The organism is Hymenobacter ruber (genome assembly GCF_054783255.1).
Genome location: NZ_BAAGQX010000002.1, coordinates 514,626 through 529,437, shown reverse-complemented (window position 1 = coordinate 529,437; position 14,812 = coordinate 514,626). Strand labels below are relative to the sequence as shown.

The 14,812-nt window shown below is 65.3% G+C and carries 11 protein-coding genes; 10 read left to right on the top strand and 1 reads right to left on the bottom strand.

What is annotated here, in order from left to right:
• Positions 1–136: 136 nt before the first annotated feature.
• The 6 genes from ACYVM5_RS02935 to ACYVM5_RS02910 all read left to right on the top strand — a co-directional run bounded on the left by ACYVM5_RS02935 (position 137) and on the right by ACYVM5_RS02910 (position 8,067).
• Positions 137–3,139 (top strand): TonB-dependent receptor, encoded by a 3,003-nt coding sequence (locus tag ACYVM5_RS02935; RefSeq protein ID WP_460616683.1) that lies wholly within the window; start codon positions 137–139, stop codon positions 3,137–3,139.
• A 147-nt stretch (positions 3,140–3,286) separates the two neighbouring features.
• A complete protein-coding gene (locus tag ACYVM5_RS02930; protein WP_460616682.1) occupies positions 3,287–4,516 on the top strand; it encodes an ABC transporter substrate-binding protein in 1,230 nt (409 codons plus the stop codon).
• Positions 4,482–5,348 (top strand): ABC transporter permease subunit, encoded by an 867-nt coding sequence (locus ACYVM5_RS02925; protein WP_460616681.1) that lies wholly within the window; start codon positions 4,482–4,484, stop codon positions 5,346–5,348. Before ACYVM5_RS02930 ends, ACYVM5_RS02925 begins: the two co-directional genes overlap by 35 nt.
• Before the next feature lie 135 nt (positions 5,349–5,483).
• Positions 5,484–6,245 (top strand): ABC transporter permease, encoded by a 762-nt coding sequence (locus tag ACYVM5_RS02920; RefSeq protein ID WP_460616680.1) that lies wholly within the window; start codon positions 5,484–5,486, stop codon positions 6,243–6,245.
• An 81-nt stretch (positions 6,246–6,326) separates the two neighbouring features.
• Positions 6,327–7,073: an ABC transporter ATP-binding protein gene (locus ACYVM5_RS02915; protein ID WP_460616679.1), complete on the top strand. Its 747-nt coding sequence runs from the start codon at positions 6,327–6,329 to the stop codon at positions 7,071–7,073.
• 49 nt (positions 7,074–7,122) lie between these two features.
• Positions 7,123–8,067: a radical SAM protein gene (locus tag ACYVM5_RS02910; RefSeq protein WP_460616678.1), complete on the top strand. Its 945-nt coding sequence runs from the start codon at positions 7,123–7,125 to the stop codon at positions 8,065–8,067.
• Between the two features lie 36 nt (positions 8,068–8,103).
• Here the strand turns inward: ACYVM5_RS02910 and ACYVM5_RS02905 are convergent, their stop codons facing one another.
• The gene (locus tag ACYVM5_RS02905) at positions 8,104–9,966 is read right to left on the bottom strand and encodes a pyruvate kinase (RefSeq protein ID WP_460616677.1); all 1,863 of its coding nucleotides are present in this window, start codon (positions 9,964–9,966) and stop codon (positions 8,104–8,106) included.
• A 233-nt stretch (positions 9,967–10,199) separates the two neighbouring features.
• On the opposite strand from ACYVM5_RS02905, the gene ACYVM5_RS02900 reads away from it, so the two are divergent.
• From ACYVM5_RS02900 to ACYVM5_RS02885, 4 genes are all read left to right on the top strand, one after another.
• On the top strand, positions 10,200–11,717 hold the full coding sequence (locus tag ACYVM5_RS02900) for an amidohydrolase family protein (RefSeq protein ID WP_460616676.1): 1,518 nt from the start codon (positions 10,200–10,202) through the stop codon (positions 11,715–11,717).
• A 92-nt stretch (positions 11,718–11,809) separates the two neighbouring features.
• Positions 11,810–12,829: a 2-hydroxyacid dehydrogenase gene (locus ACYVM5_RS02895; RefSeq protein ID WP_460616675.1), complete on the top strand. Its 1,020-nt coding sequence runs from the start codon at positions 11,810–11,812 to the stop codon at positions 12,827–12,829.
• 175 nt (positions 12,830–13,004) lie between these two features.
• Positions 13,005–13,889 carry an adenine nucleotide alpha hydrolase family protein gene (locus ACYVM5_RS02890; RefSeq protein WP_460616674.1) on the top strand — a complete coding sequence of 295 codons (885 nt, stop codon included), beginning with the start codon at positions 13,005–13,007 and terminating at the stop codon, positions 13,887–13,889.
• Positions 13,890–13,903: 14 nt separating this feature from the next.
• The gene (locus tag ACYVM5_RS02885; protein ID WP_460616673.1) at positions 13,904–14,791 is read left to right on the top strand and encodes a universal stress protein; all 888 of its coding nucleotides are present in this window, start codon (positions 13,904–13,906) and stop codon (positions 14,789–14,791) included.
• The last annotated feature ends 21 nt before the right edge of the window (positions 14,792–14,812 follow it).

Here is a 14,812-nt window from a genome sequence, read left to right as displayed (position 1 = left end):
AGCAACGCGCCTGTGCTGGTTCCATCGCGGACGGCAGGCCCGTTGCCGGGGTGGCCTCTGTGCATTGTTTTAGCTTGTTTTTTTCTTTCTTATGAAGAAGGCTTTATCCCTTTTTGCATTCGCTTTATTGTTTTTTTTGCCCCTGCAACGGGCTCTCGCACAGGTCGATTTGGTGGTGTCGGTGCTTGACAACGCCCGCAAACCCATCGCCAACCTGCCCGTGCACCTCGACAATGCTGCCATCGGTTTCAGCACCGAGCAGCCCACCAACGCCCAGGGCCAGGCCCGCTTCCGGGGCCTGAGCACGGCCGGCAGCTACGCCGTGAGCACCACCGTGAGCGACCGGTACCAGGCCGTGCGCGAAGCCGGCCTCACCCTGCGCACCAACTCCAGCCCCAGCGTGACGCTGGTACTGCCCCAGCTCAGCGCCCAGACGCTGGAAGGCGTGGTGGTGCGCGCCCCGCACAACGGAACTACCCTCAACACCCAGAACGCCGAAGTGGCATCCGAGCTGTCGGCCCGCGAGCTGCGCGAGATTCCCATTGAGGCCCGCGACATCACCCGCGCCCTCTACCGCCTGCCCAACGTGACGCAGGCCACCGGCTTCTTCTCCGAAGCGCCCAACGTGAGCATCAACGGGGCCAATGGCCTCTATACCAATTACCTCATCGACGGGCTCGATAATAACGAGAATTTCCTGGGTGGGCAGCGCTTCGCTATTCCGGTGGGTTTTGCCCAGAACGTGAGCGTGCTCACCAACAACTTCTCCACCGAGTTCGGCAACTCGGCCAACGGCATCGTGAACGTGACCACCAAGTCCGGTTCCAACGACCTCATGGCCGAAGCTTTCTACCTCACCCGGCCCGGCCCCGGCATTGACGGCAAGACGGATTTTGCGCAGCGCGACCTCTCCGGCAACCAGGTGAAAAGCGGCTTCCAGCGCCAGCAATTCGGTTTTGGCGTGGGCGGGGCGCTGGTGAAGGACAAGACCTTCTTCTACCTGAATGCCGAGCAGACCTTCGACTTTAAGGACAACGTGCTGACATCGCCCGAGCTGGGCATCAACGCCACGGTGCGCGGCCAGAACAAGTTTACGTACCTCTCGGGCAAGCTCGACCAGCGCTGGACGGAACGGTTCCGCTCCTCGCTGCGGGCCAACGTGGGCATCGTGAACATCGAGCGCCAGGGCGGCGGGCTCGATGGCGGCATTGCCTTCCCATCGAGCGGCAACAAGCAGGACCGCAACTCGCTCAACATCGCCACCCAGAACGTGTACGTGGGCCAGAACTTCACTTCGCAAACCGATGTGCAGTACGCCCATTTCCGCTGGAACTACGCCCGCGCCCAGGACGCCAGCAGCCCCGACGTGACGGTGCTCAGCCCCGCCAGCGCGGCCATTGCCTACCTCGGTCACCCCGGCTACCTCTTCGACTCGCACCAGAGCACCTGGCAGGCCCAGCAGAAATTCACACTGCTCAAGGGCCGCAACACCTTCAAGGGCGGCTTCGGCGTCATCAGCACCGAGCACCTGCTGTATGGCGGCGGCAACCCCAACGGCAGCTACACTGTGCAGCTCACGCAGCCGCAGCTGGATGCACTGCGGGCGCGCAACCTCGGCGCGGGCCTGAGCATCAAGGATATTCCGGCCAATGCCGCCGTGACTTACTACAACGTGGAGCTGCGCCCCGCCGCCTACGGCACCACCCAAAACCTCTACAACATCTACCTCGAAGACCAGGTGGCCGTGACCGACCGCCTGAACGTGACCCTGGGCGTGCGCTACGACTACGACAACCTCTCGCAGGGCGGGGCCGCCCACGGCGACCGCAACAACATCGCGCCCCGCGCCAACTTCAACCTGCGCCTGAGCGAGCGCAGCAGCCTGCGCGGCGGTTACGGCATTTTCTACGACAAGATTCTGTACACCGTGTACAGCGACGCCATCGGCCAGAACACCAACTCAGCCGACTACAAGGCGCAGCTCCGCGAACTGGTGCGCGTGGGGGCCCTGCCCGCCAACACCGACGTGGACCGCATTACCTACGATGGTAACCAGAGCGCCAGCCTCGGCAGCGTGCCCTACCTGAACGGTCCTTCGGCCGCCAGCCTGCAAAGCCAGCGGGCCACGACGTTCGGTGGCGAGCGCCGCATTCTGAACCCGGACGGCTACCAGAACCCGTATTCGCATCAATCTACGCTGGGCTACCAGTACCAGGTGAACCAGAAAACGCTGTTTTACGTGGACCTGATGTATAACCGTTCCTACGATTTGTTCCGCCTGCGCAACGTCAACGCGGTGTCATCCTACCAGCAAAACGACCCCAACAACGTGGTGGTGCGCAGCAGCACCCTGGCCGATGCCACCCGCCCGGTACCCATCGTCACCGATGCTACGGGCTCCTCCTATGCTCTCATCAACGGGCAGCGGGTGAATGGTGCAGCCCGCAGCGTGGTCGAAACCGAATCAGCGGGGCGCTCACGCTACATGGCCGCCAGCTTCAACGTGCAGAAGGAGGCCGGAGAGGATAAGTACGGTTACCGTGTGTCCTACACGCTCTCGAACCTGAAGAATGATACCGAGGACGTGAACTTCCGCGCCGCCGATGCCAACAACTACGGCCCGGAGTTCGCCAACTCCATCAACGACCGCACGCACGTTATCAACGCCATTGGCAGCTATTACCCCATTCGCAGCCTGCGCTTTACGCTGGCGGCGCTGCTGCAAAGCGGCCAGCCCATCAACCGCGTGGCGGGGGCCTACGTCATCCCTGGTGTGGTGGATAAAAAGGGCAACCCCATCTACACCAACGACCTGAACGGCGACGGCAGCTCCTTCAGCTCCGCCTACCTCGGCAACGCCGACCGCTACCCCGGCGAAGGCCGCAACTCCGACCGCCTGCCCTGGTCCAAAACGTTCGACGTGGGTGCGCAGTACACGCTGCACTTCGGCGAGAAAACCAGCCGCCTGGAGCTGACCGCCGATGTATTCAACGTGCTCAATACCCAGAACCTGAGCGGCTATGCTAACAATGCCACCCAGAGCAATCAGATTCAGACCGGTGCGGCGGGCTCGGGCATCATCCGGCGCAATGCCAGCGCCCCGCGCCAGTTCCAGTTTGGCCTGCGCTACGCGCTGTAGTTGGTCAACTGAGCTTTAAGAAGAACGTCATGCTGAGCGCAGTCGAAGCATCTCTACGGCAGTAGTAATCCAATCGACCGGATTTAGTTATGCGGTAGAGATGCTTCGACTGCGCTCAGCATGACGTTCTTTGATTTCTATTCTCCAATGAAAAACCTCCTTCCATTCCTCGCCACGCTTGTCCTGCTCACCGCCTGCGGCTCCGACAAGCTCCGCGAGCCCCAGCAGATGCTCGCCCAGACCTGGCCGCAAATCGAAGCCGCCGGCCACGGCCAGCCCGTGAGTATGATGATGTGGCAGGGCGACCCGCTCATCAACAAGTATATGAGCACCTACGTGAAGCCCGAGGTGAAGCGTCGCTACGGCATCGACCTGCAAATTGCGGCGGGCCAGGGCGCGGCCCTGGTCCAGACGCTGGCCGCCGAGCAGCAGGCCAACCAGCCCAGCGAGGCCGACATGGTCTGGATAAACGGCGAGACATTTTACCAGCTGCGGCAGGTGGATGCGCTGCTGGGACCCTTCGTGGCGAAGTTGCCCAATGCCCCGCTGCTCGACTTGCAAAACCCCTTCATCAATACCGATTTCCAGCAGCCGGTGGCGGGCATGGAGTGCCCCTGGGGCAACGTGCAGTTCACGTTTATCTACGATTCGGCCCGTGTGGCGCACCCGCCCCGCTCATTTGCCGAGCTGCCGGCTTTCGTGCGGGCGCACCCCGGTCAGTTCACCATCCCAAACGAGTTTACGGGCATGACCTTGCTGAAATCCTGGATGATGGCGCTGGCGGGCGACCCGAAGCTGTTCCAGGGCAAGTTTGATGAGGCTGTGTATAAGAAATGGTCCGGGGCGCTGTGGCGGCAGGTTAACGAGAGCAAGCCCTACTTCTGGAAGCAGGGCCAGACCTTTCCCGAGCAATTGGCTCCGCTGCACCAGCTTTTTGCCAACGGCGAAGTGGCCTTCACCTTCTCCAACAACGACGCGGAAGTCGATAACAAGGTTAATCAGAAGGTCTTCCCGGCCACGGCCCGGGCCTACGTGCCCGCCCCCGGCACCATCCAGAACTCGCATTACCTGGGCATCGTGCGCCACGCCCAACACCCCGAAGCGGCCATGCTGGTCGTCAACTTTCTGATTTCGCCCGAGGCCCAGCTCAAAAAGATGGACCCCAACGTGTGGGGCGACCATACCGTGCTCAACCTCAAAGCCCTGCCCGCTGCCCAGCGCCAGCAGTTCGAGCAGCTGCCCACGCGCCGCTATGCACCCCGCCGCGAGGCCATCCAGAGCCTGGCCCTGCCCGAGCCCGACCCGGAATACATGACGCGCCTGTTCAAGGATTTCCGCACCTATGTCATCGAAGGCACGCCCGTTCCGGCTTCCTAGCCCACTGCTGGGCCTGTATGGCCTGCTGGTGGCGGGCCTGCCGCTGGCCGGGCTGGCGTATGCCCTGCTGGGCAGCGTGGGGTTGGCCGGGCCGCTGGCCGCCGGCTTCACCGGGCGCTACTGGCAGGCGCTGGGGGCCGATAGTGGCCTACCCTGCGCCGCGCTTTTCAGCAGCTGGGTGGCGCTGGCTTCGGTGGGTATTTCGACCGGGCTGGCGCTGCTGCTGGTGCTGCGGGCGCAGCCCACGCTGCGGCGCTGGCCGTTGCCGGGCCTGCTCTACGTGCCGCTGCTGATGCCCGCGCTGGTGGTGGGCTTCTACCTGTTCCAATTGCTGAGCCGGGCGGGGTGGCTCGCGCGCATCAGCTTTCGGCTGGGGCTCATTTCGCGCCTCGAAGCCTTCCCCGAACTGGTGCAGGATGGAGCTGGCATCGGCATCATCCTGGCGCACGTGCTGCTCACATTTCCGTTTCTGACCTTGCTTTTCCTGGCCATTTATCGGGAAAGCCGGCTCGATGACTACCGCCAGCTCACCCTCACGCTGGGGGCCAGCGCGGGGCAGTTTCGGCGGCGGGTGGCGGTGCCGGTGCTGCTGCACCGGGCGGCGCCCACGCTGCTGCTCAGCTTCATTGCCACGCTGGGCGCCTACGACATCCCGCTGCTGCTGGGCCGCCCGTACCCGCAGATGCTGAGCGTGTACATCGCCACCCGCCTCCAGCGCTTCGACCTGCGCGAGCTACCGGCCGCCTACCTGGCGGGCTTTCTGGTAGCGGCGGGCCTGCTGGGTTTGATTGGCGTGCTGCTGCGCCTCATCCGCCGGGTGCGCATGGAGTAGAGACGCAATATTTTGCGTCTTGTCGTTGCTGATGTTGTTTAGCCTGCGCAGTTATGCGTTGTCCGGCGCAGTTCCGCTCGTTCAACGACGAGACGCAAAATATTGCGTCTCTACCTCGTTTCAATCCTTAATGCCATGCGTTCCAAGCTGCTCGTCGTCACCTTAGCAATCCTCTTCGCCTTGCCCTTCGGCTTGCTTGGGCTGCTGGCGGTGGGCGAGGGGTGGCGGTTTCCGGCCGCGCTGCCGCCGGTGTATTCACTCAATGCTCTGCGCAGCCTCCTGGCGGCCGATAATGACCTGCTGGCGGGCCTGGGCCGCAGCCTGCTGCTGGCCGGCACGGTGGCGGTGGTGGCCACGGCGGGCGGTTTTGTGCTGGCCCGCGCCATTGCGCGCAGCCGCCGGGCGGCCCGTTGGGAAGCGGCCAGCTACCTGCCGTATGCGCTGCCGCCGGTGCTGCTGGCGGTGCTCATTCAGCCGTTTATTATCCGGCTGCACTTGTCGGGGTCGGTGGGCGGCGTGCTACTGGGGCTGCTGCTGGTGGCGCTGCCCTTTGCCACGCTGCTGCTGCGCAGCTTTTGGTCGGTGCAAACCACCGAGTACGAGCACTTGGCCCGCACGCTGGGCTGCACGCCTCGGCAGGCGCTGCGGCAGGTGCTGCTGCCGCTGGCGTGGCCGCGGCTGCGCACGGCGCTGGTCCAGACGTTCCTGCTGAGCTGGTTCGATTTCGGCCTGACCAACGTGCTCAGCGTGGGCAAGGTGCGGACGCTCACGGTGCAGGTGTTTACGTATGTGGGCGAGGCCAATGCGCCGCTGGCCGCCGTGGCGTCGCTGCTACTGGTGCTGCCGCCCGCCGTGCTTTTGCTGGTCAATAAAACTGCCCTGCTGCGGAAGCCGTAGCTTTCGGCCTCCAATGCTCACTTCCCTCATGCTGCCAGCCAGGTTTATTCATTTCGGCGCATACGCTGCCCGCTCCCGCCCATGAGCGCGCTGCTGACCGTTGCGCACCTATCCAAGCAGTTCGCGGCCCAGTCGGTGCTGCGCGACATCTCTTTTGCCTTGAATCGGGGCGAGGTGCTGGCAGTGCTGGGCCGCTCGGGCTGCGGCAAAACCACGCTCCTGAAAATCCTGGCCGGCCTGGAAACGGCCGATGCCGGCACCCTGCATCTGCAGGGCCAGGACCTGCGCCCCGTGCCGCCCAATGCGCGCCAGATGGTGTACCTCTACCAGGAGCCGCTGCTGTTTCCGCACCTCACCGTGTTTGAGAACGTGGCCTTTGGTCTGCGCATTCGCAAGGTAGCGAAAGCCGAAATCGACCAGCAGGTCAGCGAAATGCTCGATGAGCTGGACCTGCGCCAGCATGCGCAAAAAGCGCCAAATCAGCTTTCGGGCGGGCAGCGGCAGCGGGTGTCGTTTGGCCGGGCGCTCATCATCCGGCCGCGCCTGCTGCTGCTCGATGAGCCCTTCGGCAACCTCGATGCCCAAACCCGCGCCGACATGCAGCAGCTCTTTCTGCGCGTGAGCCGACAGCACCAGATTACTTCCCTTTTTGTTACCCACGACAGCCGCGAGGCCCTCACCGTGGGCACCCGCTTTGGCTACCTCGACCAGGGTGCACTCACCAGCTTCGCCTCGGTGGCCGAGTTTGTGCAGGATGCGCGCACGGCCATTGGCAGTGAGTTGGCCTTTTGGGCGAGCATTCAACAAACCTCCCGCTCTTCAGGCTGAGCGTATTCGAAGCATGACGCCCGTTTCAGCTGCGAGATATTTCCACTGCATGAAAACCGATTTCAGCCACTGCGAGTCCGTGTACTGGGTGTTCACCCAGCTCTGCAACGACAAGTGCGACCATTGCTACAACAGCTCCGGCCCGCAGGGCACGCGCATCAGCGCCCAGGACTGCCTGCGCATCGTGCGCAACCTGCCCGATGAAATCGACCGCCTCATCCTCTCCGGCGGCGAGCCCCTGGCCGACCGCGCCAAGCTTTACCTCATCCTCGATGCCGTGCAGGAAAAGTATCAGGGCCGCACGCAGGTGATGCTCCAAACCAACGGCGACCTGCTCACCCCGGAAATCCTCGATTTGCTGATTGAAAAAGGCGTCACGCGCTTTGATATCGCCAGCATCGACCGCTACCACAAACTGGCCGGCTCCCGCCTCATGACCTTGGCCGACCTTTTCGAGAGCCGGGGTGTGAACGGTGACGACCACGACCCACTCATCGACAAAGAGCACCTCCTCGTGAAAGGCCACCGCCTGAGCTGGGGCTACTGGGGCGCCACCGAAGACATGTGGCTGGGCGGCAACTGGGCCCGGGGCCGCGCCCTCGAAAAAAACATCTGGCTGCGCGACCCTGGCCATAATTTCTGCGCCATCCTGTCTGGGGCCAAGGGCTTTTTGGGGGGCACCGATTTGCCGCAGGAAATCAGCATCCAGCTCTGGAAAATCAACCCCTGCTGCCCCGGCACCAAATTCCCCCTCGGCGATGCCCGCCAGGAAAAAGTGGCCGACGTGCTGCTGCGCGCCTCCCAGTCCGAAATCATGCAGCGCCTCAACCAGGGCGAACCGTGGAAAATGGGCGAATCTGTTGGCGTGAGCGAGGCCCACGCCCTGGCCCGGGGGGAAGAGCTACAGAACGTGTGCCGCTGGTGCGATGAGTTTTTTGAGCAGCACCAAAACGTGCTGCCCGTTGTGGGAGCAGAGAACCCGCAGCCAGCCTAAACTATCGGCCCGCTTCATGAGCTGATTAGCTCGATTTCAGGCCCCCGGCCATGTCTGGGCCACGCGCAGGCCGCGCAGCATGGCGCTTTTCTTGCGCTGGTGGGCCTGCATGCGCTGCAGAATGCCGCTGAGAATGTGCACGGCTTCCACCACCCGCGGGCCTTTGTTGAGCATCACGCACTCGGCGCGGTCGCCCATGGCGGCGTCGGTAATTTCGGCGCGGGAGGGCATGCCGCCCCGGGCCAGGCTCTCCAGCACCTGCGTGGCCCAGATGACGGGCACGTGGGCGGCCTCGCACAGCCACAGGATTTCTTCCTGCACCTCGGCCAGGCGCTCGAAGCCGCATTCTACGGCCAGGTCGCCGCGGGCAATCATCACCGCGCAGCTGCTGGCCTGCATGGCGCTGAGCAGCAGGGCCGGCAGTTGCTCGAAGCCCCGCCGCGTTTCAATTTTGAGGATAATGGGCAGCTCGCGGGCGGTGAGGCGGCTGATTTCCTGCCGCAACTGCTCCACATCGGCCGCCGAACTGACGAAGGAGAGGGCCACCAGGTCGGCGTGCCGGGCCACGAAGGCGAGGTCGTGCCGGTCTTTCGCTGTGAGGGCTGCGAGGGGTAAGCGGCTTTCGGGCAGGTTGATGCTCTTGTCGTTGCGCAGCTTTTCGCCTTGCGGGCGGGCCTGGGTGATGCGCACCCGCAGGGCTTCGGGCTCAACCCGCTCGATGACCCCGCCAATCTTGCCATCGTCGAACCAGATGGGCTCGCCGGCCCGCACGTAGTCGAACGCCTCGGACCACGCGCAGCCAATGGCTGCCGTGACTTCGCCATCGGCCAACGGCGCCCCGGCGCCCGCCGCCCGGCGCAGCACCAGCAGGCCGTCGCCGGGCCGCAACAGAATAAACGGCTCCAGCGGAGCCAGGTGCTGAAGCGTAGCCGTGCCGGCTACCGCCCGAAACTGCGTGAGCGGCGTGAGGTAGGCCGTTTTGCCAAGCTCGGCCCAGCACCCTTGCGGGTTGCAACTGCTAATGTGCAGCTTGCGCCGCCGGCCCCGCGCATCAACAAACGCAACCGCCTCGCCGGCCTGCAGGCCCGACAGCCAGGCGGCGGGAAAGGCCAGCTTGGTGGCTGCCGCCGGGGGCACCGTGGGCTGCTCGGCGGCGCTCAGCCACACCCGTGCGGGGGCCAGCTTCCGCCCAAAGGCATCGCGGGCCGGCCCTGCTTGCAGCACGGCGGGGCCGGGCGGCAGGCCCTGGGTGCGCAGCTTGGGGCCGGCCAGGTCCATGCTCACTTTGCAGGGCTTGCCCAGGGCCTGCTCGGCGCGGCGCAGGTGCTCAATCATTTGCTGCCAGGCCGCCACATCGTCGTGGGCGCAGTTGATGCGCAGGCAATCCATGCCCTGCCGCAACAGCTCTTCTACCAACGCATAATTGGTGGCGGCCTCGCTGGGCATGGTCACCATGATGCGCACGTCGCGCGCGGCCGGCACCGGCCCCAGGCAGGCGGTGCTGTGCTCGGCCAGCAGGCGCGGGCCACTGCTGAAGGTTGGGTAAGCTTCAGCCGGCTGGTCCAACCCGTTTGAGGTGGGACGGGCCAGGGTGTGCAGCACGGCTAGCACGGCTTCCACACTGGCCAGAGCGTGAGCTTCGGCCCGGCCCAGAGATGACAGGCCGAGTTCGGCGAGGCGGTATTGGAGGGGGCGCAGGTCGCGCTGGCGCAGAGCCAGGTAGTGCAGCAGGTTGCGGGCTCCCAATTGAAAATTTGGGTGAATAGGCGTCAGGTAGCTAGCGCATTGCGTGGCAAAGCCCGTCATCTCATCGCGCACGGTGCTGAGCTCGGCCAGCAGCCCGGCAAGGTCGGGGCTGCGCCGGGAGGCAACCGAAACGGGCAGGTCGAGCTCAGCCATAACATCGGCAGGAGAAATACACGAATGCGAATGAGCCTGCCGCCAGCGGGGTTGCGCGCGTGCCGGGCAATAGTTCGGAGTCCAGCCGGAAAAAGGAGGAATCCGAATGCAAAGAACCGGCCCGCCGGGCGCCAACGCCCTGCGCATTATTAGCCGAAGCCTTGATTTTTGTCATGAATTCGACCGCGTGAGTTGATGAATATTGCAATCCAAAGCATCTCTATTTCAAGGCGATGAATATCAATCTGCGATTTCTGTGGTTACTGCTGGGGCTGAGCTGCTCTGGGCACTTGGCCGCCGGGCAGCGTCCGGCGGTCGTCGTTATTCCGCCAGTCATCGCGCCCCCGCCGGTGGATGAGCTGGTGATTGCCAACGTGAACGTGGTGAACGTTGATTTGGGCGAAATCGAGCCCCACCGCAACGTGGTGCTGCGCGACGGTTTCATTGTGTCGGTGGGCCAGTGGCTGCCGGCTGGCCGGGGCGTGCCCACCCTCGATGGTACCGGCAAGTACCTGGTGCCCGGCCTCTGGGATTTCCACACCCACGCCCTGGCTTCGGCCGCCGAGGAGCAGCTGGCCCTGCCGCTGTACGTGGCCCACGGCATCACCAGCATTCGCGACGTGAGCGCGGCCCGGCCCCTCGCCGACCTGCTGCGCACCTACCAGGCCCTGGAAACCGGCGAGCGGGTGGGGCCACGCATCGAACTGGCCGGCCCCGTCCTCGACGGCTCGGCCGATGCCAGCACCAGCCTGACCCTCACGGCCACCCGCGCCGAAGGCTACGCCCGGGCCGAAGCCCTGATGCGAACGGGTTGGTGCAGCCTGCAAGTCGGCCCGTATCTGTCGCCTGAGGCCTTTGGGGGCATCGCTGCCGCTGCCCGCCTGGGACGGGTGCACCTGGCCGGCGCGGTGCCCGAGGCCGTGCCGGTGCTTGATGCCATCGCGGCCGGCCAGCGCAGCATCGAGCACACCGACAAGCTGCTGCTGGGCTGCTCCGGCCATGAGGCCGAGCTAGTGGCGGCGCGGGCCACAGCCCTGGCCGGTCCCCGGCCCCTGCCCACGCTGCAAGCCAGCATCAAAGCGCAGCAAAAGGACGTTGTGGCCAGCTTCAGCCCCAGCCGCTGCACGGCCCTGGCCCAGGCCCTGCTGCAGAGCCGCACCGCCGTGATGCCCGCGCTGGTAGCCCACGATTTCGACCTGCGGCACGACCCCGCCCCGGAAGACCCGCGCCTTCGCTCGGTGCCGGCCAACGTGCGCCGGCAATGGGCACAGGCTGCCCATGACCGGCCGCATCTGTCGGCCTCCAGGCTCACCAAAATCCACGCCGCCGATTCGCTGCAGCGCGGTATGGTGGCCACGTTTGGGCTGTTGGGCGTGCGGCTGGTGGCGGGCTCCGATGCCGGCTCGGGCACGCCCAACCTCTTCTATGGCGGCAGCTTGCACGATGAGCTGGAGCACCTGGTGGCGCTTGGCCTCACGCCCGCCGAGGCCCTGCGCGCCGGCACCGTGAACCCCGCCATGGCCACCGGCCACGGCTTCGATACGGGCCGCATTCAGCCCGCTTACGCGGCCGATGTGGTGCTGCTCAACGGCAATCCGCTCGATGACATCCACAACCTGCGTTTGATTGAGGCGGTGGTGCTGCGCGGCCGCTTGTTTAGCATGACCGCCCTGGCCGGGCTGGCTGCCGAAGCCGAGCAGGAAGCCGCCCGGCAGGCCGTGGCCACCCACGCCGCCACGGCCATTCGCTGATTGTGTTTCAGACTGGATTTTTCGCCAGTAGCAAATTGCTCACCGCCAGAAAATTGCCTTCTGATGGAGTAGGAGTCATTTTTAAGCCCTATATGAACGTCACTGCTTTCAGTACGCAAGGGTTTGAGCGCAGCTTTTTGCAGCGCGCCAACCAAACCCGTCACCAGCTCACCCTACTCGATACGCCCCTCACCGCCGATACCGCCCACCTGGCGCAGGGGGCGCAGGCCGTGAGCATCTTCACGCGGGATGATGCCTCGGCCCCGGTGCTGGGCCAGCTCTGGGACCTGGGCGTGCGCTACCTGGCCGTGCGTGCCACCGGCACCGACAACGTGGACCTAGCCGCCGCCCGCCAGCTGGGCCTGCGCGTGGCCAACGTGCCCGAATATTCGCCTTACGCCATTGCCGAGCACGCGGTGGCCCTCATGCTGGCCCTGTGCCGCCACCTACGGCAGGCCGACCAGCAGCTGCGGGCCAACGACTTCCGCCTCGACCACCTCATCGGCTTCGACCTGCACGGCAAAACGGTGGGCATCCTGGGCGTGGGGCGCATTGGCGGGGTGGTGGCGCGCATTCTGCACGGCTTTGGGTGCCGGCTGCTGGGGGTTGATGTGCAGCCCAACCCCGACCTGACCGCGCAGTACGGCCTACGCTACGTGACGCTGGCAGAGTGCTGCGCCCAGGCCGACATCATCTCGGTGCACACCCCGCTCAACGCCGAAACCCAGCACCTGATTGACGACGAGCTGCTCCACCAGATGAAGCGCGGCGTGATGCTCATTAACACCGGCCGGGGCGGCGTGCTCGATACCGAAGCCGCCCTGCGCGCCCTCAAAACCGGCCAGTTGGGGTTCCTGGGACTCGATGTGTACGAGAAAGAAAAGCCGCTTTTTTTCGTTGACCACCGTCAGGACCTGCTGCTCGACGACACGTTTGCCCGCCTGCTCACCTTCTCCAACGTGCTGCTCACCGGCCACCAGGCCTACCTCACCCGCGAGGCCCTCACCAACATTGCCGATGCCACCCTGGCCAGCCTCTCGGCCTGGGCCCTGGGGCAGCCCGCCGCGCACGAGCTGGCCGCGCCGGTAGTCCAGAAGCAGCCCGTCGCCTGATTGCGGCGCGGCTTGTCCATGACGAAAGTCATAGGCGGAACTAATCAGCGTCAGGGCTTTGCCTGCGGGGAAAAGCGAATTTTACCGTGCGCTAATTCTTTTCTGCGGCCTGGGTTCCGGCCACGGTCGTAGCCGCGCGGCCAATCGCAGCCTCACTTCCAGCTAATTATCTGCCATGGTTCCCAACATCGTTGTGCTGACTGATTTCTCGCTCGCCGCCGAGCGGGCACGGGCCTATGCCGCGGTGCTGGCCGCCCCGCTGGATGCTGAGCTTCATCTCGTGCACGTGTTTCTGCCGATGCCCGTCGTCACGGAATACGGCCTGGTGCTGCCCGTGAAGGATGAGGACTACGTGCCCGAAACCTGCCGCTGCCTCCGCCACGTGGCCGAAACCATGCCCGTGCCCACCACCGCCGAGGTGCTGGAAGCCGACTGGCTCGGGGCCATTGAGCAGGCCCGCGAGAAATACCGGCCCATGCTCATTGTGGCCGGGCTCACGGCCACTAATGGCTTTCTTGACGAGTGGTTTAGCAACCGCGCTGCGCCGCTGCCGCGCCAAACCGGCTGCCCGCTGCTGCTCGTGCCCGAGCACCTGCCCGATACTGCCCTGCACCAGCCCCGCCGCCTGGCCCTGGCTGTAGAAGACCGGCCTTTCCGGCTGGCCCCGGCCGCCCGGGCCGTCGCGCCCCTGCTCGAGGGGCTGGACTTGGACGTGGTGGCCGTTACTGTACTGTCGGAGGCCAACAGCCTGGGCGGCTGGCATGGCCTGCGAGCTGCCCAGCACAGCGGCCTCGCCGACGACATAGCCAGCTGCGGCCTGCACAAAGTGGTGGGCGAGGAGCCCGGCCCGGGCATTCTGGAAGCCGTGCACGAACTGGAGGCCGACCTGGTGGCGCTGCTCGACCAGGGCCACGGCTGGGCGCATAAGGTTTTCATTGGCAGCGTTATCGACTATGTGCTGCGGCACACGCCGGTACCCGTGCTGCTGCTCTCGGCCCATATTCCCGCCCCGGTTTCCGACTCGGTTGAGACGCGGGCCTTCATCTCTGTCACTCACTAAAACCTGCTTTCGCCATGCTCCTCACGCTCATCGTGCTGTCTGGTTTCTACGAGCCCGCCCGCCATGCCATCCACTATGCCGATAAGCTGGCGCAGGCCGTGCAGGCCCAGCTGGTGCTGCTGCACGTCAACCGGGCGTCGCTGCTGGACCCCTACGAGCTGGTGGGCGCGGTGGGGGAGAAGTACCACCGCCAGGAGTTGGCCGGGCAGTCCGATACCGTGGTGGCCCTGCATCAGCTGGCGCGAAGCCTGCACGCGCCCGCCGCCGTGGAAATGGCTACCGACCTGCTCCCCGACATCGCCCGCGAGCTGGCCACCCGCTACGCCCCGGCCCTGTTTGTGCTGGGCCAGCCCGATGCCGACCACCCCGACTATGCCGGCATGACGGCCCTGTGCGCTGAGCTGCTGCGGGCCGGCCACTACCCGCTGCTGACCGTGCCCACCACTACGCCCACCACCCAGCCGCCGCACCGCTTCCTGATTGCGGCCGACCGCGAGTCGTTTACGCTGGGGCCGGCCGCCCAGGCGCTGCGCCCCCTGTTGGCCCAGCTCGGGACGGGGGGCGTGGTGGTGGCCCACGTGTCGGATGGGGTGGTGGACGACGATGGCTGCGCGACCGCCCTGCGGGCCGTACGGGCCAGCGGCCTGGTCGATTTTACTCACCCCGAGCTGCGCGGCTACATCGATAGCGACTACGCTGAGGGCGTGCTCACGGCCACGCAGGAAGTGGCGGCCGACCTGGTCATCACCCTGGCCCGCGAGCGCAGCTTCATGAGCGACCTGTTTCATCGCAGCATTACGGCCCGGCTGGTAGAGCAGTGCCCCGTGCCCGTGCTGGTGCTGCCCGCCGTTGCCGAGGTGCCGCAGGATGCGTCCGCCACGCCGGCGAAGGCCGAGGCGTAGCAGGCCACCCGTACACGTCCG